Raw genomic sequence first — 1,861 nt, forward strand, 5'->3', positions numbered from 1 at the left:
TGGGTTGGTAGGGGAGCGTCGTGCATCCAGTGAAGCTGCCGAGTGATCGAGTGGTGGAGGGTGTGCGAGTGAGAATGCAGGCATGAGTAGCGAAAGCAACGTGAGAAACGTTGCCGCCGATTGACTAAGGGTTCCTGGGGCAGGTTAATCCGCCCAGGGTGAGTCTGGACCTAAGGCGAGGCCGACAGGCGTAGTCGATGGATAACGGGTTGATATTCCCGTACCCGTGCACGAGCGTCCAGTATCGAATCAGGTGATGCTAACCACGCTGGTTCTTGGTGGTCCCTTCGGGGAGTGCCTCTGAACTGGTCTGGGACCCGAGCTTGTAGTAGGTAAGTGATGGGGTGACGCAGGAGGGTAGCTCTACCCGGCGGTGGTTGTCCGGGGGTAAGCGTGTAGGCCGAGGGGTAGGCAAATCCGCCTCTCATGAAGGTTGAGACGTGATGCCGAGCCGTTTTTGGTGAAGTGAGTGATCCCATGCTGTCGAGAAAAGCCTCTAGCGAGTTCGTGTGTGGCCAGTACCCTAAACCGACGCAGGTGGTCAGGTAGAGAATACCGAGGCGTTCGGGTGAACCATGGTTAAGGAACTCGGCAAATTGTCCCCGTAACTTTGGGAGAAGGGGAGCCCTGTCTGGTGACGGTCTTTACGGCCTGAGCTGGGTGGGGTCGCAGATAGCGGGGGGAAGCGACTGTTTATTAAAAACACAGGTCCGTGCGAAGTCGTAAGACGCTGTATACGGACTGACGCCTGCCCGGTGCTGGAACGTTAAGAGGACTGGTTAGTGGGTTTCGGCCTGCGAAGCTAGGAATCTAAGCGCCAGTAAACGGCGGTGGTAACTATAACCATCCTAAGGTAGCGAAATTCCTTGTCGGGTAAGTTCCGACCTGCACGAATGGCGTAACGACTTCCCCACTGTCTCAACCATGGGCCCGGTGAAATTGCACTACGAGTAAAGATGCTCGTTTCGCGCAGCAGGACGGAAAGACCCCGGGACCTTCACTATAGCTTGACATTGGTGTTTGGGATGGTTTGTGTAGGATAGGTGGGAGCCTGTGAGACTGTCACGCTAGTGGCGGTGGAGGCGTTGGTGAAATACCACTCTGACTGTTTCGGGCATCTAACTTTGGACCGTGATCCGGTTCGGGGACAGTGTCTGGTGGGTAGTTTAACTGGGGCGGTTGCCTCCCAAAGAGTAACGGAGGCGCCCAAAGGTTCCCTCAGCCTGGTTGGTAATCAGGTGTTGAGTGTAAGTGCACAAGGGAGCTTGACTGTGAGACGGACGTGTCGAGCAGGAGCGAAAGCTGGGACTAGTGATCCGGCACCGGCGTGTGGAAGCGGTGTCGCTCAACGGCTAAAAGGTACCCCGGGGATAACAGGCTGATCTTCCCCAAGAGTCCATATCGACGGGATGGTTTGGCACCTCGATGTCGGCTCGTCGCATCCTGGGGCTGGAGTTGGTCCCAAGGGTTGGGCTGTTCGCCCATTAAAGCGGCACGCGAGCTGGGTTTAGAACGTCGTGAGACAGTTCGGTCCCTATCCGCTGTGCGCGTTGGAGACTTGAGAAGGGCTGTCCCTAGTACGAGAGGACCGGGACGGACGAACCTCTGGTGTGCCAGTTGTCCTGCCAAGGGCATGGCTGGTTGGCTACGTTCGGGAGAGATAACCGCTGAAAGCATCTAAGCGGGAAGCTTGCTTCGAGATGAGGTCTCCTGCCTCCTTGAGAGGGTAAGACTCCCTGTAGACGACAGGGTTGATAGGCCGGGTGTGGAAGCCTTGTGAGGGGTGGAGCTGACCGGTACTAATAGGTCGAGGGCTTGTCCGCTGCAGATAATTGGATGTTCGCGCACACTTTTTCACGGA

The 1,861-nt window shown here is 56.6% G+C and carries 1 rRNA gene; it reads left to right on the plus strand.

Going from position 1 to position 1,861, the window contains the following annotated elements:
- A 23S ribosomal RNA gene (locus tag ACRWK8_RS26560) occupies nucleotides 1–1,823 on the plus strand; the annotation flags it as partial.
- Nucleotides 1,824–1,861 lie beyond the last annotated feature (38 nt).

It is taken from the genome of Nocardiopsis eucommiae, from assembly GCF_965344335.1.
Lineage (GTDB): Bacteria > Actinomycetota > Actinomycetes > Streptosporangiales > Streptosporangiaceae > Nocardiopsis > Nocardiopsis eucommiae.